The organism is Mesorhizobium sanjuanii, assembly GCF_002529485.1.
Classification (GTDB): Bacteria; Pseudomonadota; Alphaproteobacteria; order Rhizobiales; family Rhizobiaceae; genus Mesorhizobium; species Mesorhizobium sanjuanii.
This window is the reverse complement of the sequence record NZ_NWQG01000178.1, coordinates 1-19017: the sequence shown is the minus strand read 5'-3', so window position 1 is coordinate 19017 and position 19017 is coordinate 1. Positions and strand designations below refer to the sequence as shown.

The 19017-nt window shown below is 61.5% G+C and carries 18 protein-coding genes and 1 tRNA gene; 10 read left to right on the top strand and 9 right to left on the bottom strand.

The features are described 5' to 3' along the window. A partial coding sequence (locus tag CN311_RS24115) for a hypothetical protein (protein WP_097576184.1) occupies positions 1–553 on the bottom strand: 553 nt, incomplete at its 3' end. Between CN311_RS24115 and CN311_RS32700 the strand changes: the two genes are divergently transcribed. Further along, entirely contained in the window at positions 455–763 is a 309-nt protein-coding gene (locus tag CN311_RS32700) for a hypothetical protein (protein ID WP_165779820.1), read from the top strand. The genes CN311_RS24115 and CN311_RS32700 overlap by 99 nt on opposite strands. On the opposite strand, the gene CN311_RS24110 is transcribed toward CN311_RS32700, so the two are convergent. Next, the gene (locus CN311_RS24110; protein ID WP_097576183.1) at positions 735–2363 is read right to left on the bottom strand and encodes a fatty-acid--CoA ligase; all 1629 of its coding nucleotides are present in this window, start codon (positions 2361–2363) and stop codon (positions 735–737) included. The two genes, CN311_RS32700 and CN311_RS24110, sit on opposite strands and share 29 nt — an antisense overlap. Positions 2364–2541: 178 nt before the next feature. On the opposite strand from CN311_RS24110, the gene CN311_RS24105 reads away from it, so the two are divergent. Both CN311_RS24105 and CN311_RS24100 read left to right on the top strand, forming a co-directional pair. Then, positions 2542–2898, top strand: a complete 357-nt coding sequence (locus CN311_RS24105) for a hypothetical protein (protein WP_097576186.1) — start codon at positions 2542–2544, stop codon at positions 2896–2898. 155 nt (positions 2899–3053) lie between these two features. Continuing rightward, on the top strand, positions 3054–3443 hold the full coding sequence (locus CN311_RS24100; protein ID WP_097576182.1) for a DUF427 domain-containing protein: 390 nt from the start codon (positions 3054–3056) through the stop codon (positions 3441–3443). Positions 3444–3465: 22 nt separating this feature from the next. On the opposite strand, the gene CN311_RS24095 is transcribed toward CN311_RS24100, so the two are convergent. Together CN311_RS24095 and CN311_RS24090 are read right to left on the bottom strand one after the other, a co-directional pair. Next, a complete protein-coding gene (locus tag CN311_RS24095; protein WP_097576181.1) occupies positions 3466–4206 on the bottom strand; it encodes a polysaccharide deacetylase family protein in 741 nt (246 codons plus the stop codon). A 75-nt stretch (positions 4207–4281) separates the two neighbouring features. Further along, on the bottom strand, positions 4282–5373 hold the full coding sequence (locus CN311_RS24090; protein ID WP_097576180.1) for a glycosyltransferase family 9 protein: 1092 nt from the start codon (positions 5371–5373) through the stop codon (positions 4282–4284). Between the two features lie 726 nt (positions 5374–6099). Between CN311_RS24090 and CN311_RS24085 the strand changes: the two genes are divergently transcribed. Continuing rightward, complete coding sequence (locus tag CN311_RS24085; RefSeq protein WP_165779821.1) at positions 6100–7023, top strand: cytochrome c oxidase assembly protein; 924 nt, start codon at positions 6100–6102, stop codon at positions 7021–7023. 150 nt (positions 7024–7173) lie between these two features. After that, positions 7174–7596, top strand: a complete 423-nt coding sequence (locus tag CN311_RS24075; protein ID WP_097576177.1) for a copper chaperone PCu(A)C — start codon at positions 7174–7176, stop codon at positions 7594–7596. Positions 7597–7630: 34 nt separating this feature from the next. On the opposite strand, the gene CN311_RS24070 is transcribed toward CN311_RS24075, so the two are convergent. From CN311_RS24070 to CN311_RS24060, 3 genes are all read right to left on the bottom strand, one after another. After that, the gene (locus tag CN311_RS24070; protein WP_097576176.1) at positions 7631–8269 is read right to left on the bottom strand and encodes an SCO family protein; all 639 of its coding nucleotides are present in this window, start codon (positions 8267–8269) and stop codon (positions 7631–7633) included. A gap of 7 nt (positions 8270–8276) precedes the next feature. Beyond that, positions 8277–8498, bottom strand: coding sequence for a hypothetical protein (locus CN311_RS24065; protein ID WP_097576175.1), 222 nt, complete (start codon positions 8496–8498; stop codon positions 8277–8279). An 84-nt stretch (positions 8499–8582) separates the two neighbouring features. Then, positions 8583–10424, bottom strand: a complete 1842-nt coding sequence (locus CN311_RS24060) for a chloride channel protein (protein WP_097576174.1) — start codon at positions 10422–10424, stop codon at positions 8583–8585. Between the two features lie 159 nt (positions 10425–10583). Between CN311_RS24060 and CN311_RS24055 the strand changes: the two genes are divergently transcribed. Genes CN311_RS24055 through CN311_RS24045 form a run of 3 tightly spaced genes read left to right on the top strand, consistent with a single transcriptional unit; the run spans position 10584 to position 12092 of the window. Then, positions 10584–11087, top strand: coding sequence for a MarR family transcriptional regulator (locus tag CN311_RS24055; protein ID WP_245440934.1), 504 nt, complete (start codon positions 10584–10586; stop codon positions 11085–11087). Between the two features lie 4 nt (positions 11088–11091). Then, a complete protein-coding gene (locus CN311_RS24050) occupies positions 11092–11844 on the top strand; it encodes a DUF4336 domain-containing protein (RefSeq protein ID WP_097576172.1) in 753 nt (250 codons plus the stop codon). Next, positions 11841–12092 carry a hypothetical protein gene (locus CN311_RS24045; protein ID WP_208866570.1) on the top strand — a complete coding sequence of 84 codons (252 nt, stop codon included), beginning with the start codon at positions 11841–11843 and terminating at the stop codon, positions 12090–12092. The genes CN311_RS24050 and CN311_RS24045 overlap by 4 nt, the downstream gene beginning before the upstream one ends. Positions 12093–12376: 284 nt before the next feature. Here the strand turns inward: CN311_RS24045 and ppdK are convergent, their stop codons facing one another. Continuing rightward, the gene (ppdK, locus tag CN311_RS24040; protein ID WP_097576170.1) at positions 12377–15055 is read right to left on the bottom strand and encodes a pyruvate, phosphate dikinase; all 2679 of its coding nucleotides are present in this window, start codon (positions 15053–15055) and stop codon (positions 12377–12379) included. Between the two features lie 218 nt (positions 15056–15273). On the opposite strand from ppdK, the gene CN311_RS24035 reads away from it, so the two are divergent. Then, positions 15274–15618, top strand: a complete 345-nt coding sequence (locus tag CN311_RS24035; protein ID WP_097576185.1) for a VOC family protein — start codon at positions 15274–15276, stop codon at positions 15616–15618. A gap of 143 nt (positions 15619–15761) precedes the next feature. Further along, positions 15762–15836 (top strand) — tRNA-Gln (locus tag CN311_RS24030). 216 nt (positions 15837–16052) lie between these two features. Here CN311_RS24030 and CN311_RS24025 read toward each other — a convergent pair. Next, entirely contained in the window at positions 16053–18425 is a 2373-nt protein-coding gene (locus CN311_RS24025; RefSeq protein ID WP_245440933.1) for a tetratricopeptide repeat protein, read from the bottom strand. Between the last annotated feature and the right edge of the window lie 592 nt (positions 18426–19017).

Below are 19017 nucleotides of genomic sequence, written 5' to 3'. Positions count from 1 at the left end.
CCCCGCTCGCGTCGGGAAACGGCACCGCCAACCGCCAATCCCGCCGGCCAAGCACGGATTCGACTGCTTCCAGCACGCTATCGAAAGGCAGATCGTAGCTGCGCCCGGTGACCAGCGGATAGGTTTCGGTTTGCAAGCGCTGCTCGCCCGGGGTCGGCGGCGAGAGCATATTCATGTCACTCGTCCGGGCGGCGGCGAGCGCCGGCGGATCGTCAAGATCGGTCGAGATGTCGTTCAGCGGGGGATAGGTCGCCGCCTGGTAGGCGACGACACCATAAGGAGCAAGCACCAGAAGCGCCAGCAAGGCGCCGACGGTGAGGTCGCGACCGCCGCGATCGCCGAAATTCCACAGTCTCGAAAAGGCAAATCCGGCGAACAGGAGCGCGAAGGCGGCAAGCAGCGCGACAATGGCGAGCACCCAAAGGAAAACCGGCGTTTCAACGAGATCATACCGATGGCCGATGAGAACAGTCAGAAGCAGGACCACCGCAAAGGCGCCTGTTCGCCGCGACCAGCCGGCAGCTTTCGACGTCTGTCGCTCGGCAATTTCCATCGTTTTCTGCACTGCCCCTACCCGAACGGACATTCAAAGCGCGTCGCGTTTGAACGGATCCATGCGACGCACTTTAAAGTTCTTGTTTTGATGCATGTCGTTATCGCAAAACCACTGCGCACTTTTGCGCGACATGCATTTAGAGCCTTTGGTGGCGGCTTGAAGGCGGAAAGCCTTCCCGTCAATCCGTCGGCAGGCGATAATCCCTGAATTGCTCGCGCAGGCTGGTCTTCTGGATCTTGCCGGCGGCGGTGTGGGGGATTTCACCGACAAAGGCGACGTCATCCGGCATCCACCACTTGGCCACCTTGCCGTTCATGAAGGCAAGGATATCGGTCCTGGTAGGTTCCCTGCCCGGCTTGCGGACGACGACAAGCAGGGGCCGTTCACCCCATTTCGAATGAGGAATGCCGATGGCGGCGGCCTCGGCGACATCGGGATGACCCACTGCCAGATTCTCGAGGTCGATGGTCGAAATCCATTCGCCGCCCGACTTGATGACGTCCTTGGCGCGGTCCGTGATCCGCATGTAGCCACATGGATCGATATGGGCGACGTCGCCGGTATCGAACCAGCCTTCGGCGTCGAACTGTTCCGAACCCACGCCGCCATAATAGGCGCCGGCGACAGCCGGTCCGCGCACCTTCAGCCGCCCGAAGGTCTTGCCGTCCCAGGGCAGCGCGTTGTTTTCGTCATCCGTCACCTTCATCTCGACGCCGAAGGGCGGATAGCCCTGTTTGCTCTGGACATCGAGCCGGGCATCGTCCTTGAGCCCAGCATAATCCGGCTTCATGGTGCACAGCGTGCCGAGCGGCGACATTTCTGTCATGCCCCAGGCGTGGATGACCTGGACATCGTAGCTGTCCTGGAATTTTGCCATGAGCGCGCGCGGGCAGGATGAGCCACCGATGACAACCCGCTTCAGATGCGGAAGTGTCTTGCCGGTCTCCTCCAGATGCTGGAGCAGCATCATCCACACGGTCGGCACCGCAGCGCTGAAGGTCACCTTCTCGGTGCCGAGCAATTCATAGATCGAGGCGCCGTCCATCTTGCAACCGGGCATGACCAGCTTGGCGCCGACCATCGGCGCGCTCTGGGCAAGGCCCCAGGCATTGGCGTGGAACATTGGCACCACCGGTAGAATCACATCCCGCGCGGATATGCCCATCGCGTCGGGCATGGCGGCGATCATGGCGTGCAGCACGTTCGAACGATGGCTGTAGAGCACGCCTTTCGGCTCGCCCGTCGTGCCCGAGGTGTAGCACATGCCGGCGGCGGTATTTTCATCGAACGTCTTCCAGGCGAACGCACCGTCGGCTTCGCCGAGCCATTCCTCGTAGGCAACGACGTCCGGCAGCGCCGTTTGCGGCATATGTGCCTTGTCGGTCAGCACGATCACCTTTTTCAGCGATTTGACCGCGCCGGCGATCTTTTCGAGCAGCGGCATGAATGTCAGATCGACAAAGACCGCCTTGTCTTCGGCATTGTTCATGATCCAGACGATCTGCTCGGGAAAGAGGCGCGGATTGAGCGTGTGATAGACCGCGCCGACGCCCATGATGCCGTACCAGGCCTCGATATGGCGCGCCGTGTTCCAGGCCAACGTGGCGATGCGGTCGCCAAGCCCGAATCCGTCGCGCTCGAGCCGTTCGGCGACCGCCAGGGCGCGGCGACGAATGTCGGCGTAAGTGGTCCGGACGATCGGGCCTTCGATCGAGCGTGACACGATCTCGCGGTTGCCGTGCTGCATGGCTGCGTTGTCGATAAGTTTATGGCAGAGCAGCGGCCATTCCTGCATCAGTCCGAGCATTCGTTCCTCCCACTGGTTTTTGTTCCATTGTGAGACGAAGCTGTGGATTGTCCAGCCATGCCGGCGCGGAAGCGGTGCATTGCTCGAAAACACGGGGAAAACCGCCACAATCCGGCCATCGTCCCCGTTAATTTTGATTAACGGGGTGGGGCGCGATTGGCGAATGAAAGAGGTTCGCATGGACGCGCAGCTAGACGACAAGGCACTTGAAAATACGCTTGCCGAAAGCCTGAACGAACTGGTGCCGGACACCAAAACCGTTTCCGAAGACGAATTCGCCGAAGTCGTCGGCGGCGCCCTTGAGGCAGTCGGCGGCACTTTGCTGTTCAAGATGTGCGTCCAGAACGAAGGCGAAGGCGAACATGTTGCCGCGGCATGCGTGGGTGACGGCGGCAACCGCCAGTTCCTGCTTCTCACTTTGCCGACCGCCGGTGGCGCGCTCAAGGTCGAGACCGTGTCGCGGAGCACCAATCCGGTGGCCGGCATCGCCGCCGCCTATGCCGGGTTGATGGATGCATTTCAGGCTGCCGCCTGATCGTTCCGGGTAAGATCAGTTTGACGAGCCACCAGGCCAGTACCTGAGCGGCGCCGGCTGTATGTCCCTTGTTGAACGGTGCCCTTGCGAAACGCACTCGTTCGACACACCTATTCCGGACGGCGCCCCATGCCGGTCACGGAGAATCCCCGCCAATGGACCAGATCGCAAACCCCGCACCAGGCTTTCAACGCAATCCCGGCAAGGTCATCACCGTCGAGCCCTACCGCGGCACCGTCACGGTGCGTAGCGGCGAAACGGTCATCGCCTCGTCAACCAATGCAAAGCTCCTGACCGAGTCCCCCTACCCCCCGGTCCTCTACATTCCGTTCGAAGACATCGATTTCGGCCAGCTTCGCAAGACGGAGTTCTCGACGCATTGCCCTTACAAGGGCGATGCCAGCTATTGGAGCGTGCTGCCTGCCGCCGAGGCGGGCAAGGATGCGATGTGGGCGTATGAGCAGCCTTTCGACGAGATGGTCGAAATCCGCGATCATGGCGCATTCTATGCCAACAAGGTGACGATCGAAGCCGCGCCGGACTAAGCAGGGCTACCCAGATTCGCGGTCAGTCGGTGGTGCCGTTGTTGCCGATGCCGTCGGCCTCATCGAGCCGCACGAAGGTGAGACCCTTGGCCTTCAGCGCCAGCAGACCTTGCACCACGCCCTCGCCGGCGGCATGGGTCGGCTGGTTGATATGGGCGATGATGACATCGCCGTCCTTTGCCGCGGCGATGCGGCGTGCGGTTTCCTTCGCCCCCAGCAACGAACCGCCGTCGCCGTTTATCGAGAAGCCGGCGATCTTGAAGCCAAGCTTGCGGATCATGGCGATGGCCGAGGGGCTGTATTCGGCGGTTGCGCCACGAAACCATTTCGGCGCCGGCTCGCCGGCCCCGGCAAGCGCGGCGGCGCCCGACTCGACCTCGGCCAGCACCGCGGCCGGGCTGCCGGCGGCGCGGATACCGTAGATCTTGCGCGGCGTGTCGATTGCCGGGACGTGGCGGCCGCCATGGTTTTCCAACTCGAACAGATCAGGATGCGCCCGCATGATCTCTACGGCGGCGGCGTTGCGTTTCAGCCAGATGCCGGTGACGAAGATGGTGGCCGGAATCTTGTTCTCCACCAGCGCCGAAAGGATCCTTGTGTCGGTCCGGCCGCCACAGGCATCGAGCGTAAGGGCGACACGACCGTTGCCGCCAGCCTCCGGCTTGATATGCAGCGTCGGCTCGACGAGTGGCGCGGCATTGGCCGCGGATACCGCCCATATCGACATCGCGATCGCGCAAAAGTGCTTTTGGAACAGATGCATAGTTTGGTTTTCCAAGCCGGCGCCATCAAGGCGCGGCAGTCTTGACGGCCTCGCCCATCTTTGGCAAGCGCGGCATCAGTGTGCTTGTTCGACGTGCTTAATCGTACGTGAAAGGACTTCCCGCACGGCGGCGACGACCGGCTTGACCTCCAGGCGCCAGACACAGCAAGCCTTGCTCGGATCCGGCCAACGGCACAGTTCCATGGCCACGCATGCGCATGGCATGGGAGGCTGGAGGGTGATGCTGGGTACGCCGACAGGACCCCATAGGGCGGGATCGGTCAGGCCGTAAAGTCCGACAACCGGGGTTCCCGCGGCCGCCGCCATATGCATGGGGCCACTCTCGTTGCCAAGGAAAAGCCGTGCCTGTTTCAGGACGGCGAGCAATGTTTCAAGCGGCATCGTGCCGACCAGATTGACCACAGGCGAAGCGGTCTTGGCGACGATGCGTTCGGCGGGCAGCCGTTCATCCGGACCGCCGACAAGCACGAAGTCCAGCCCGGTCTCCCGCGAAATCTCGTCTATTGTCATGGCAAAGCGTTCCGGCTGCCATTGCCGCCCCTCGAAACTCGCACCCGCATGCACAGCGATGAAGGCGTTGCACCGAAGATGGTGTCTGTCGAGCAGCGCCAGCGCTTTGGCTGTTTCCAACGGCAGCGGTTGAATGGACGGGACCGGCACACGCAGATCGACGCCAAGCGCCTCGAGCGGCGAAAGATAACGATAAAGGAAGTGCCGCTCGCCAAAGCCAAACGGTTGGGCCAGGACGTTGGCGGGCTGCGGCTCGTGCCAGCGCAAGGGCCTTTCGGGAGGATCGTAGCCCACCCGGGTCCTGGCATTGACGAGCCGGGTGATGATCCGCGACGTCTTTGAATCGGTCAGGTCAATCGACAGGTCAAAGCCAAACCGGCGCAGCGTCCGCACCATCGTGTAAAGTTCGTGTCCGCGCTCAAGCGGCGTGCCGCGCATGCGGGCACGCCTGAACGTCACGACGTCGGATGCGATGCCGTGGGCAGTCAGGAAGCGTTCGAAACGGGCCTCGCAGAGAAAAACGATCCTGGCATCGGGGTATTCGAGCCGCAGGTTTCTGGCCAGCGTGGAGGTGAGGACGATGTCGCCGATGAACTTCGTCTGAAGGATCAGGATCGAGCGGAAAATCTGGGGCATCTGTTTCTGACACCGGGCGGTTGGAAGGCCCGGCAAATTGGGCAGAAACGATGTCGAGATTGGGAGCTGTCACGCGCAAATTCGCGTGAACTCAATTACAAAATCGTAATCTCAAATCAGCCAACTTTGCCGGCAGGTCACTTACGGCAGCGCCTTGTTCAGCCTTTCTTTGCTGATCCGGACGGGCCCCAAATCGAGATTTACCGGGTCGAACCAAACGCGCATGACAGGTATGCGTTCGCTTGGCACCCGTGCGGCTTAATGAAGATGGCGATCGCGTAGCCCACTGGCTGCCGTCGCGCCCTCGACGGCCTGATTCAGTTCGCAGGCTCCATTCGGGCCGCTCGAAGTGCTGTGAAAGCGATTCTGGCCAGGCGCCTGGGCGTCCTTCCTTTGCCATCAGTTCTGGCCTGGCGCCGCATCTCGTCGCCGATCTGGTGGCCGGGTCGGAGCCGATCATCGATGCGGCATCCTACGATCCCGGCGCTTCGATGCTTCGGCCCCGGGGAAAGGTCGCCGACTTCCAGGCGGCAGAACCTCAACTCCGTTAGCGATGGACATTCGCGTCAGCCACCCCGAAGAAAAACACCGACAGGTGTCGACCGGACCGGAGCCTGCCCGCGTCCTTTCGCCCTTTGATCATCGCTGCCGCCTGCCCTAGACATTCCCGTCATGGAACGGGCCTGGCCACGGCAGGGGTTTGCACCTCGAACGAAGAAGGCATGGTTGCAGTATGCTTCCTACGCCGGAATCGGCTGCCTCGGGCTGGTGCTGTCCTGGCTGTCGAAGGACCATCCAACGGCCATGCCCATCTGGGCGCCGTGGGATTTTTCCACCCCCGAATATCTTGCAACGGCGCTGGTGCTATTGTGGTTCATGCAGGGTCTGTCCTCCGGGGCGGCGATGCCGATCTGGCGCCGCGTCGCGTTCCTGACCGGGCTCGGCCTGATCTATGCGGTGCTGCAGACCCATTTCGAATACTGCTCGCAGCATATGTTTTTTCTGAACCGTATCCAGCATGTGGTCATGCACCATCTCGGTCCCTTTCTGATTGCGCTGGGTGGCGCGGGCGAAACGATCCGCCGGGGCATGCCCGCGCCCCTGAGGCAAGCAATCACAGCCAAGCCCGTCGTGGCAGCGATGCGCATTCTGCAGCAACCATTTCTTGCCGCCCTGATCTTCTCCGGCAGTTTCGCCTTCTGGCTCATCCCTTCCGTTCATTTCCGAGCGATGCTCGATCCTCGACTTTATGCCGTGATGAACTGGACCATGGTGCTGGACGGCATCCTGTTCTGGTCGCTGGTGCTCGATCCACGGCCGAAGCCACCGGCGCGTGTTTCCCATGGCACCAGGATAGCCCTTTCGGTGGGCGTGATGTTCCCGCAGATCGTGATGGGCGCAATCGTCAGCCTCTCTCCACGCGACCTTTATCCCTACTATAATCTGTGCGGGCGGATTTTCCCGTCGATGGGTGCGATCAACGACCAGCACATCGGCGGGCTCATCATCTGGATCCCGCCGGCCATGATGAGCGTTGTGGGCATGCTGGTCGTGCTCAATGGGCTCCGGCTACACGAAGACTCGATCAGGGAGGTCGACAAGAATGCCGCTTCGCTCGCAGCACTTTCGAGTCGCTGGACGGGACGCTAGGGCGGTTCATCGTTTCACGGAAACGCCGAACCGCCCTATTTCCTTGTTTTTGCGCAATTCCCTAGCGAAAGCGCTACGCGCTTTTCCCGGGAAAACCGTTTCACACTTTTCCTGGAATTGCTCTAGCTTGCCGCGCCTGGCAATGATGGCATGGGCCATCCTGCTTGCCTGCTTGCCGGCCTGCCTCCCGTGTTCGCCGCCGAGCAAGGCGTGACGCTGAGCGCTCCCTGGATTCGTCTGGTGATCTCGTCGCGGCCGGCGGCCGGCTATTTCGACCTTTCCAACGACAGCGACGAGATCCACCAGATCGTCGGCGCGTCCTCCCCAGCGTGCGGAACGCTGATGCTGCACCGCAGCGTCAGCCAGGGCGGCACCGACCGGATGGTCCTGGTCAAATCCGTCCCCGTTGCCGCGCATGGCAGCGTCAGCTTCGCGCCCGGCGGCTATCACCTGATGTGCATGTCTCCGGCGCCGGACCTGAAAGTGGGGAACCCGGTCCCTGTCACACTGCGGTTCGGGGACGGAGGGACCCTTTCGGCGAACTTTCCGGTACGCGGCGCGACAGGCAAATGAGCCGGCAGGAACCGGCGCGAACGTCGCCCATGCCTCAGGACACGTGGGTTGCGGCGACAAGACGTTTGAGGTCGGCGGTCACATCCGTCAGGTTGGGGGCCGCCGTTCCCAGCGACGACACCAGCACACGCGCCGCGCCCGATCCGTCAAAGACATAGATCGCCGAACTGTGGGTGACCTCGTAGGGACGGCCATCGGTCGCGGGTGTCACCGAATAGGCAAGACGGTAGCGCCGTGCCAGCACGGCGAGCTGATCGGGGGTGCCGCGCAAGCCGACGATCTGCGGCGCAAAATCTCCCACATAGTCGGCCAGCACGGAAAGCGTGTCCCGGTCGGGATCGACGGTGACGAAGAGAACTGTGACCTTGCCTGCATCGGCGCCCAGCTGAGCCAGGATTTCGGCGATGCTGGCAAGGGTCGTCGGGCAGATGTCGGGGCAGAAGGTGTAGCCTAGATAGAGCATCACCACCTTGCCACGAAAGTCGACCTCGGTCATTTCCTTGCCGTCTGGGGCGTGAGCCATGGTGAAGGAGAGCGCCGGCGATGTGCCGGTGATGTCGGTGCCATGCCATTTGGTCCTTTCCTCGCAACTTCCGAGGAGGACCGAGCCCAGACCCAGCCCTATCAAGCCAAAGGCGGACCTTCGTGAAACAGTCAGCTCGATGTCGGGCATTGCGCTGTCACTCAAAGTTGGCCACGAGCGAGGTCAGGGCGCCGCCGTCGTAGTGAATGAGCATGACCAGCGTCACGGCCGTGACCAGTACAAGGACGAAAACGCTTGCGAGGCCCGCGGCAAGGAAATTGTTCCTGCGCGTCGGCCAGGGTCCCCACTCGGCGGTTTCCCAGTAGTTCTCCTGCGCCAAAGGTTTCTCTTCATCGCCGGCCAGCGGTTCTTCGGTCATGGGGTATCCTTTTTCCGGCTGCCCTGCCCAGCGATGCTATCGACGATCCCTGCCGCGTCATTCCTGCCGGCCATCCGGCTGACCTTATCGCGGATAGATCCGGATGCCTTCGGCCACCGAATTGGCGACATGTTCGCGTGTGATGACGCCGACGACATCGCCGGCTCGCGGGATGCCGCCTCCGTGCACCACGACTGCCATGAAGGCATTCCTGCGCCATATCCGCTCGATGACGTCGGAGGCGACCATGGCCTCGCCGACGATGGTGAAATCCCGGCTGGCGATGTCGCCGAGGGTTACGCCCGTGCGAGTGCTTTCCAAACCGCGCCGCAGGCCCGTGTTGACACGCAGGACACCGAATATCTGGTCGCCCCTGGTGACCACGACATGACGAAGTCGTCCTTCCGCCTCGTGCTCGCGCAGGAAGTCGTCAAAGCCCTGCTCGACCGGCAGCACCATGATGTCGGAATCCATCACCTCGCGGGCGTGCCGCACCAGGAACATGTTGGCATGCAGCGCCTTGGGAATGGCGCGGCCACGCCGCACCAGCTTGAGCGTATAGATGTTCTCGCGCGAGAGCAGGCGCCGCACCCCGACGCTGGTGGCGACAGCCAGGATCATCGGCATGACGATGTCGTATTCGCGCGTCATCTCGAAGACCATGGTGATGGCCGTCATGACAGCGCCCGTGCCGCCGCCAACCATGGCGCCCATGCCGACCATGGCGAAGGCCGGAATGCTGACCGGCGCGCCGACCGCCTGCAGAAGAGCTCCCAGGCCTCCGCCCAGGGTCGCGCCCATGAACAGCGACGGCGAGAAGATGCCACCGGATGAACCGCCACCAAGACTGATGGAGGTCGCCAGCATCTTGCACACGAACAGCAGGACCAGCAGCCAGAGGAGGGATGTGTGGCCGTTGAGGATGCTTTCGATCGTGGCATAGCCGACACCGTCGACATAATATTGGCCGAGCGCGACGAAGAGCACATACATCAGCACGCCGAGCGCCAGCATGCCGATCACATGGCGGGTGTAGCGGCCGGGGATCCTGTCGAACAAGTCCTCGGTCAGATGCAGGCCGCGAATGAAGCCTGCGGCGGCCACGCCCGTGATTGCCCCCAAAGCCGCATAGAGGACGAGAAGGATGATGGCATTGCCATCGTCGGGAAGCAGCGGCGGCACCAGAAAGGCCGGCTCCTGGCCGAAGAACCAGCGACCGACGAAGGTTGCCGTTCCGGTCGCGATCGCCACCGGCAGGAAGGTGCTGACGCTTACCTCCGGCATCATCAGTTCGATGGCGAACATCACGCCGCCGATCGGTGTGTTGAAGGTGGCGGCGATGCCGGCACCAGCGCCGGAAGCGACCATGGCGATTCGCTGGCCGACCGGCATGTTGACGATCTGCCCCAGCGTCGAGCCGAGCGCCGAGCCGATCTGGATGATCGGCCCCTCGCGACCGACCGAAGACCCCGAACCAATGGCCACGGCGGATGCCAGCGATTTCACCAGCGCCACTATCGGCCGGATTTCGCCTTCCTTGTAATAGATCGCATCCATGACTTCCGGTACGCCGTGACCCTTCGCCTCAGGCGCGAAATTGGAAACAAGGAAGGTGACGATGACCGCGCCGACCACTGGCGCCAAAATGATGAATGGTCCCCATCGGCTTGGCGCGGTGAAAACATTGGCATCGTAGGCAATGGCGAACGTGCCGTTGAAGAACAAATTGTGCAGCAGCCCGATAAGGTCCCGAAAGACCACCGCGCCCAGCCCGGTGACGATACCGAGGCCCAGCGCAAGAAGCGAAAGAGTGAGCAGGCTCAGCCGACGACCCGGTTCATCGCCAGCGAGGTCGCCAGGTAACTCTTCTGGAGGGGAGGCAGTCCCGGTATTCCCGACTGGATCTGAACTGCTCAGCGCAGACATGTTGCTCTTGCCATGGGTTCGCTTGCCTGGAGCCGATCGGCGCCAACGAACTTGGCAGTGTCCGCGCCTTGCAGCAGCGGACGTCAGCCAAATCCTCTGGCCTTCCCGGCCACGATCGAATATGTCATGGCATGACATAAATTATCGGGATTGAGAAGAGTGGCAGAGCCTGAACGATCAACACTTGGCGATTCAGCGCACGAAAACCGTGCGGCACGCCGTCGCGGCGAGGCTGTCAACTCCGCTGATTCGGCTCCGCTTGATGACAGTGTCTACGAAGGACTGGCAGGGTTTCGTGGGGCAATGCGGCGTTTTCTTTCTTTCAGCGAAGCCACGCTGACGGCTGCCGGCATCACCTCCCAGCAGTACCAGGCGATGCTGGTGATCAGGGTGCATCCCGCTCGCGCGATCATGATCCGGGATCTCGCCAAGGAGATGCTGCTGCAGCCGAATGGAGCGGTGCAACTGGTGGATCGTCTGGCCGGCGCGGGCCTCGTCGAGCGCAGGCAGTCTCCCACCGACCGCCGCAGTGTGCTCGTCGCCATGACCGGGGAAGGCAGCCACCTGCTGGAACGCCTTGCCGCGGACCACTTGCGGGAAATGCTGCGGCAAGAACCGCTGCTGGCGGAATCGCTGCGGCGGCTGAGAAATCTGGGACGATGACGCCATGAGCGACGGCCATCGCGAAAGGTCAGGTCTGGAACCTTACGAACCGCTTAATGTCCTCAAGCCGGTCGGACCCGATATATGGATCGTCGATGGTCCGGAAATCACCCTCGCCTGGATCGGGCTAAAACTGCCATTCACCACGCGGATGACCGTGGTCAGGCTGGACAATGGAGATCTGATCCTCCACTCGCCGGTGGAATACTCGCCTGAACTGCGCTCGACCCTCGAGGCGCTGGGACCGATTCGTTTCCTCATTGCACCGAATTCGCTGCACTATTGGTGGGTACCGGATTGGAAGGCGCAACTGCCGGAGGCCATGGTTCTTGCCGTCCCTGGCCTCGAAAAGCGGGCCAAAAGGCCGATCCAGGTCGATCAACCATTGATAGACAGGAAGTCGCCCTGGCCGGACGAGATCGGTCTTCTCGTGGTCAGCGGAGATGTGCTGACCGAGGCAATTTTCTTCCACCGCTCGTCGCAGACGCTGATTTTGACAGATCTTATCGAGAACTTCGAACCGGGGCGCATCCACAGTTGGTTCTTTCGTCTGCTTGTGCGGCTTGCAGGTGCTGCCGATCCTGACGGCAAGGCGCCGATCGACATGCAGCTGAGTTTCTTCCGCTCTTCCCAGGCTTTGCGAAAGGCGGTTCGGCAGATGATCGTCTGGGCGCCGGAACGCATCATCATCGCACATGGCCGCTGGTACCAACAAAATGGGGTGAAGGAACTCAAGCGCGCCTTCCGCTGGGTTTGAACGGTCGCATGGGGGTTCTCGGGGCAATCACGATCGCCACGGTTGTCTATGTCGGTTACCTGTTCGCGCAGCTGTTGTTTGAGCAGAAACAGCCTGGCAACAGGAATACGCTTGCGACCATGGTCGGTGTTGTGGGCGTTGCGCTCTGTGTTGCCGCCATTCTCAACGTCCTGCTGGTCATTCCGCCAAAGCAGTCGATCTGCGAGATCGAACAAAAGGTCACGCATTCGAATCGGCAGTGCTTTTAGGTCGCGCTTGCCGATGGAGGCGTGGGCTGGAGTTTGGGAAGGACGCGCGGCATCGGCTTGTGGACCGCGACATGGACGAACCGTGACCTTGGCCGATCAGCACATTTCGACAATGCCAGCAGATGATCCTCGAGGCCGGCGAACGGCCACTCGCGCATAGTCCCTAAAGCTTTAAGTTCTTGTTTTTATGCATGTCGTTATGGCAAAATCGCTGCACACCCTCGGGTCAAGCCCGAGGGCATGCTTTTTGCGCGACATGCATTAGAATCGTCAGTTACAGGGATTTACCCGCGGTCATTTTTCGCAATCTGCACCGCCGCCTGGGCGGCAGCCAGCCTGGCGATCGGCACGCGGTAAGGCGAGCAGGACACGTAGTCGAGGCCAACCTTTTCGCAGAAATGGATCGAAGAGGGATCACCGCCATGTTCGCCGCAAATGCCGAGCTTGATGGCCGGCCGTGTCGCCCTGCCCTTCTCGGCCGCCATCCGCACGAGTTCGCCGACGCCCTCGATGTCGAGCGATACGAACGGGTCCTGCTCGATGATGCCCTTCTGGCGGTAGGTTTCCAGGAATGAGGCCGCATCGTCGCGCGAGATGCCGAAGGTGGTCTGGGTCAGATCGTTGGTGCCGAAAGAGAAGAATTCGGCCGTCTCCGCAATGACATGGGCGCGGATCGCCGCGCGGGGGAGTTCAATCATGGTTCCAGTCAGATAGTCGATCTTGACGCCGGTCTCTTGCATGACGCTCGCGGCAACCGCATCGATCCGCGCCTTGACGTAGTCGAGCTCCTTCACCAGGCCGACGAGCGGCACCATGATCTCGGGAACCACCAGCGCTCCGGCCTTCCTGCCAGCTTCCACGGCCGCCTCGAAAATGGCGCGCGCCTGCATCTCGGCGATTTCGGGATAGGAAACGGCGAGACGGCAGCCGCGATGGCCGAGCATCGGGTTGAATTCGTGCAGCGCCTCGGTGCGCTGCCTGAGCTTGTCCGGCGAGACCTTCATGGCGGCTGCGACCTCGGCCACCTCTTCCTCGGTCTTGGGCAGGAATTCGTGCAGGGGCGGATCGAGCAGGCGGATCGTCACCGGCAGGCCGGCCATGATCTCGAACAGTTCGAGGAAATCCGAACGCTGCATGGGCAAAAGCTTGGCAAGGGCCGTGCGCCGGTCCTTTTCCGTATCGGCCAGGATCATCTCGCGCATGGCGACGATACGGTCGCCGTCGAAGAACATGTGCTCGGTGCGGCAAAGCCCGATGCCCTCGGCGCCAAAGGAGCGTGCCATACGCGCGTCGAGCGGCGTTTCGGCATTGGTGCGCACCTTCATGCGGCGCGCGGCATCGGCCCATTCCATGATGGTGGCGAAATCGCCGGAAAGTTCCGGCTGCAGCATCGGCACGGCGCCTTTCAGCACCTGGCCGTTGGCGCCATCGATGGTGATGACGTCGCCCTTGCGGAAGGTCGATCCCATCGCCATCAGCGTGCCGGCCCGGTAATCGACGCGCAGCGAGCCGGCGCCCGACACGCAAGGCTTGCCCATGCCGCGCGCCACCACAGCGGCGTGGCTGGTCATGCCGCCGCGCGTGGTCAGGATGCCTTCCGCCGCATGCATGCCATGGATGTCTTCGGGGCTCGTCTCGATGCGCACCAGGATCGCCTTGCGGCCTTGCGCCTTGGCTTCCTCGGCATCGTTGGAGGAGAACACGATCTCGCCGGTGGCGGCACCCGGAGAGGCCGGCAGGCCGACGCCGATCACATCGCGCGCGGCCTTCGGATCGATGGTCGGATGCAGCAGCTGGTCGAGAGAGGCCGGGTCGATGCGGGCGACGGCCTCTTCCTTCGAAATGAGCTTGTCGCGCGCCATTTCGACGGCGATCTTGAGCGCGGCCTTGGCGGTGCGCTTGCCGGACCTCGTCTGCAGCATCCACAATTTGCCGCGCTCGATGGTGAATTCGAGATCCTGCATGTCGCGGTAGTGCTTTTCCAGGCGATCCGAGATGGTGACGAAAGACTGGAAAGCGTCCGGCATCAGCTTCTGCAGCGATGGCTTGTCGGAGCCGGCGGCGATGCGCGCCGCTTCGGTGATGTTCTGCGGCGTGCGGATGCCGGCGACGACATCCTCGCCCTGCGCATTCACCAGGAATTCGCCATAGAGCATCTTTTCGCCGGTCGAAGGGTTGCGGGTGAAGGCGACGCCGGTGGCCGAGGTGTCGCCCATATTGCCGAAGACCATGGCCTGGACGTTGACCGCCGTACCCCAGCTTTCGGGGATATCGTGCAGGCGCCGATAGGTGATGGCGCGGTTGTTCATCCAGCTCGAAAACACGGCCCCGATCGCGCCCCAAAGCTGCTCGTGCGGATCCTGCGGAAACGGCTTGCCGAGTTCCTCCTCGACCTTGGCCTTGTAGAGCGCGATCACGCCTTGCCATTCGATGGCCGTCAGTTCGGTGTCGAGCTCATGGCCGAGCCCGCCCTTCTGGTCTTCGAGGATTTCCTCGAACACCTCATGGTCGAGACCCATGACGACATCGGAATACATCTGGATGAAACGGCGGTAGCTGTCATAGGCAAAGCGGGCATCGCCCGAATCGGCGGCCAGCGCTTCGACCGTCTCGTCGTTGAGGCCGAGATTGAGCACGGTGTCCATCATGCCGGGCATCGACGCCCGGGCGCCGGAGCGCACCGACACCAGCAGCAATTTCGAGGGATCGCCGAAGCGGCGCCCCGTCAGCCGGCCAATATGGTCGAGGGCGACGGCGACATCCGCTTCCAGGGACGCCGGATAGCAGCGCGCGTTGGCGTAATAGGCATTGCAGACTTCGGTGGTGATGGTGAAGCCCGGCGGCACCGGCAGCCCCAGGCTGCACATCTCGGCCAGATTGGCGCCCTTGCCGCCCAGAAGGTTCCTGTCGCCGGCACGGCCTTCAGCAGCGCCATCGCCAAAGGTGTAGACCCATTTGGTCATGCTTGCTCTCCGCTTGCAGGAGATTGAAAAGATTGACGAAGCCGAAGTTTCGCCATGTCCCGGTCCGAGCGATATGATGGTGCACTGCGAAAGGCAAGGCATCGGCAAAGCCGGCCGGCCTCTACAATCGATTAAGAAAAAGCGACATCGAAAAGACTTGCAATTCGGGCGGCCTTCCTATAGAACAAACCATGAACAATCAACAGAAGCCTGCACCGATGAGATCGACGGGAAAACTCGATTACCTGGAAATGCCGGCGACCGGCGGAACGCTGGACAGCGTGAAGGCTTTCTACAGCGCCGCCTTTTCATGGTCGTTCACCGATTACGGGCCGACCTATTCGGCCTTTGCCGAAGGGCTCGACGGCGGCTTTCAGGCCGATGCCGCGGTAGCGCCGGCCAAGCCGTTGCCTGTGCTTTATTCCGAGGATATGGAAGAAACGTTGGAGGCCGTCGAAAATGCCGGCGGCACGATCGTCAAGCCGATCTTCTCATTCCCGGGTGGCAGGCGGTTCCATTTCACCGATCCGGCCGGCAATGAAATGGCGGTTTGGGGAGAATAGATGCCGTCGCCGGATAGCGGGCAATGATACCAACGCGCGACTGCGGGAACCGGTGGATCAGATGCGCGCAGTCGCCATCCCGGCATTGAGCTTTCCGCCGGCTCGTCCTATAAGGCCGCCCGCAACGGGTATGTTCCCGCTGCTGGGGCGTAGCCAAGTGGTAAGGCATCGGTTTTTGGTACCGACAATCCCAGGTTCGAATCCTGGCGCCCCAGCCAAATCTCAGATTTCGAAGTTTGGCGCTCGCGTTTTCCTCAATGCTCGCGGCCGCTGCAGCCGTTTCCACAAGGATGTCAAACGGTTGCCGAAAGACCAGCGCGCTCGACGGCAGAAACGTGGATGAAGCGTCCTGACCTCCATTGTCGACGGGCTGCCGCATCTGACCAAACGCCGAATTCGCGCCGAACACTGGAGAGGGCGCTTCCCAAATGGTCTCATTTGATGGTCGAAAACTCAAAACGATCAAAACGGAAAACTGCCGTATACTCGTGGCCCGCCCCCGGCGTCCCGGCAGGATTGCGGAAGATCGCGCCGCAGGTTGTCTGAACTTTCGGAATAGCGTCGCACAGGAAGTTCTCCTGCACCCAACTGGTTCCTTTATCTATCCATGCGCCTCCCCCGCGCAGGTCACGACCGAGGATGAGCGACCTGATCTCCGAACCGGTAAGCCGGTCCTTCGCATCCAAATCAAGCTGTTCTGGCAACTCCGGCACACCGGCCTTGTCCAGGCCGTCCAGCAGGCGCCCGATGTCAGCCGGGTTCTTGAACACAAAATACCTCTGCGTAACCAGCTGATTTGCCCCTCCATCCTTTCGTTCCAACATGACGTTCCTTAGCCTCTCGCTATAGGCGGCGACCTGGTCACTACGCCCGAGATGTGCGTAGGCCGAAACCAATACCTGCAGGCCGTAGAATTTCGGCCATGGATCGGGCGATTGGAGATCGATCCTTTCAAGGTAGTCGACGGCTTCCTCGAAACGACCCTGGCCAAATGCAGCCAGCCCAGTCTGGTAGTGCCGATGGTCATTGCCGCCTGGGTCGACACGGTTGGCCGCGTCGAGATAGTCGCGCGCCTCGTTCGGCCTGCCATTGAAACTCAGGGCTTCTGCCAGCCCGACATAGTTCAGGGGATCGCTCGGGTCGAGCGCAACTGCCTTGAACATAACCGCGACTGCCTCATCGGACCGGTGCTCGCGAACCAACAAACTGGCGACGAGCTGATAGTAGGAGGGCGAAGGATGCTTGGCCGCCTGCTCCAGGTACTTGTAGACGTTGTAAATCGCGATAATGTCCGAGACTGCCAAGGCCTTGACCCGCGGCCCGTCCATCTCCCAGTAGGCCCACGCGAGCGATGCTGCCGCCGCGCCGAAATTCGGATCGAGTTCCAGCGCCTGCTGGAATAACCTCACCGCCTGCGCAAACTCCTCTGGAGTATTGCGACGATTGTAGATTTCCATGCCCATGAGGTAAGCTTCGTAGGCTGCGGGATTGCGCGTGCCTCCTGCGAAGTCCGCCTTACCTTGGACGCTGACGAGACGGAGCTTGAGCGCGCCTGCGATGCTGGCGACGACCTTGTCCTGTAGCGCAAAGACATCCGCCCACTGGCCGTCGAAACGTTCCGCCCAGAGATGACCGGTGGTCGAGCCGTCGACCAATTGAGCGTTGATACGCATGTCGTCGCCGACCCGACGTATTGAGCCCTCCAGCATGTACCGGACACCAAGCGCCGCGGCGACCTCTGCGGGTTTAGTCTCCTTGCCCTTGTAGGCGGAAGCCGCGTTTCGCGACACGACGAACAAGCCGGGTATGCGTGCAAGTTCTGTGGTCAGGTCTTCGGTGAAACCGTCTGCCAAATAGCCTTGCGCCTTGTCGTCGCTGAGATTGTCAAATGGAAGCACGACGAGGGATGGCCGGGCGTCGGCTTTCGCGTTGGCCTCCAAAGCGGCGGGCCGAATCGTCGGCTCCCACGGTCGCCACCAAGCTGCTGCAAGGCCGACTGCGACAACTAAGACCCCGACAGAGACGGCCAGATTGCGCCAGAAGCGTGGGTGTTGATTGACATCATCCCTAGACTTTCCCGCCACCGCGGGATCGAGCAGCACCCGGTATACCTTCACCGGTTCGGCGATGTTTTTCAGCTTCCGTTCGCCCATCGGCTCAAAGCCGAAAGGCAACTTCTTCTCGACCTCTTTGGCGACCTTTCCTGAGACGCAGATGCCGCCAGGTTGCGCTAGCTGTTGAAGTCTGGCAGCGACGTTGACGCCCTCGCCATACCGGTCCTCGCCCTCGACAATCACCTCGCCGAGATTGATCCCGATCCTGACGCGAATCCGATGATCTACGGAAACGGCGGCGTTGCGTTCCACTAGGCCGCGCTGCAACGACACGGCACATTCGACCGCGTCCACGACGCTGCCGAATTCGGCCAGCAGTCCATCGCCTATCAGCTTGAAGATGCGGCCGTGGTGGCGGGCAATCTCGGGTTCGAACAGTTCCTTGCGTCCAGCACGAAGGCGCTCGAACGTGCCGGCCTCGTCGCGCTCCATCTGGGTGGAATAGCCCACAACATCGGCGGCGAGAATGGCGGAAAGCTTGCGGTCCATCGATCTGGCCCATCCCCGGCGGATTATAGAACCAGTTGCGCTGAAATGAAAACGACTGACCTCACCGGCGTCCGCCGTGGGTGTCTCGGGATCCAGCAGCCGTCGATAAAACTTGCGGAAGGAGTTCGCAGATACGGACGCATCAGCGGCACCAATCTTGTCATCAAGGATGGAACTGTCGCTTTCATGCAGAGCGCCAAGCAACGCTCACCTCCCGCCCTCTCGGGCAGCGATATCGAAGGAACAGCTTAGGATTGCCGGGGGTGGTGGAACAGTGCGTTGGCCCAGCCTATGACAGCTATGCGACCTGGCTACCCGCACTCAAAATAGCGAGCTGGTCGTCCCGAAAAACGGAGAAAGTGTGTTTTCAGCGCCCCCTCTACCCAGTTCTCTGAAACTAAACAGGCGGCGGCAACACCTCCGCTACGCAGCCAGCCTGATTTGCTCGAGTTCATCGAACAGATGCCGGATTTCTGGGCTTGGCGCGAGACAGCAAGTTCGAAAAGCTTCCAAGAACCGCAGCCATTTTCCTTTTTGACGTACGGCAATGGCTCTTTCGAAATGGCGCCGAAGTCGATTTGATGTCAGGCGCGCCGTAGAGCAGGCCCGAAACCCCGACAACCATTCGTCGGCTCACACGTGGGATGTGAATACGACGCTTTCCGCGCCATTCGAAGTCATTTGCGCCAAATACGCTGCTTGAAGAAGCACGGGCATCTCGCCGTCTCCTATTGGAGACGTGGCGAAGCGCAGGCATGAGCGCAAGATGGCGCCCTCACTCATCGTGCAACTATTC

What these genes read in the sequence shown, in the direction of transcription:
- CN311_RS24060 (WP_097576174.1), bottom strand. Translation starts at nt 10,424, where the DNA reads ATGTCTGCGCTGAGCAGTTCAGATCCAGTCGGGAATACCGGGACTGCC.
- CN311_RS24035 (WP_097576185.1), top strand. Translation starts at nt 15,274, where the DNA reads ATGAGATCGACGGGAAAACTCGATTACCTGGAAATGCCGGCGACCGGC.
- CN311_RS24070 (WP_097576176.1), bottom strand. Translation starts at nt 8,269, where the DNA reads ATGCCCGACATCGAGCTGACTGTTTCACGAAGGTCCGCCTTTGGCTTG.
- CN311_RS24075 (WP_097576177.1), top strand. Translation starts at nt 7,174, where the DNA reads ATGGGCCATCCTGCTTGCCTGCTTGCCGGCCTGCCTCCCGTGTTCGCC.
- CN311_RS24090 (WP_097576180.1), bottom strand. Translation starts at nt 5,373, where the DNA reads ATGCCCCAGATTTTCCGCTCGATCCTGATCCTTCAGACGAAGTTCATC.
- CN311_RS32700 (WP_165779820.1), top strand. Translation starts at nt 455, where the DNA reads ATGGCCGATGAGAACAGTCAGAAGCAGGACCACCGCAAAGGCGCCTGT.
- ppdK (WP_097576170.1), bottom strand. Translation starts at nt 15,055, where the DNA reads ATGACCAAATGGGTCTACACCTTTGGCGATGGCGCTGCTGAAGGCCGT.
- CN311_RS24095 (WP_097576181.1), bottom strand. Translation starts at nt 4,206, where the DNA reads ATGCATCTGTTCCAAAAGCACTTTTGCGCGATCGCGATGTCGATATGG.
- CN311_RS24050 (WP_097576172.1), top strand. Translation starts at nt 11,092, where the DNA reads ATGAGCGACGGCCATCGCGAAAGGTCAGGTCTGGAACCTTACGAACCG.
- CN311_RS24110 (WP_097576183.1), bottom strand. Translation starts at nt 2,363, where the DNA reads ATGCTCGGACTGATGCAGGAATGGCCGCTGCTCTGCCATAAACTTATC.
- CN311_RS24065 (WP_097576175.1), bottom strand. Translation starts at nt 8,498, where the DNA reads ATGACCGAAGAACCGCTGGCCGGCGATGAAGAGAAACCTTTGGCGCAG.
- CN311_RS24100 (WP_097576182.1), top strand. Translation starts at nt 3,054, where the DNA reads ATGGACCAGATCGCAAACCCCGCACCAGGCTTTCAACGCAATCCCGGC.
- CN311_RS24105 (WP_097576186.1), top strand. Translation starts at nt 2,542, where the DNA reads ATGGACGCGCAGCTAGACGACAAGGCACTTGAAAATACGCTTGCCGAA.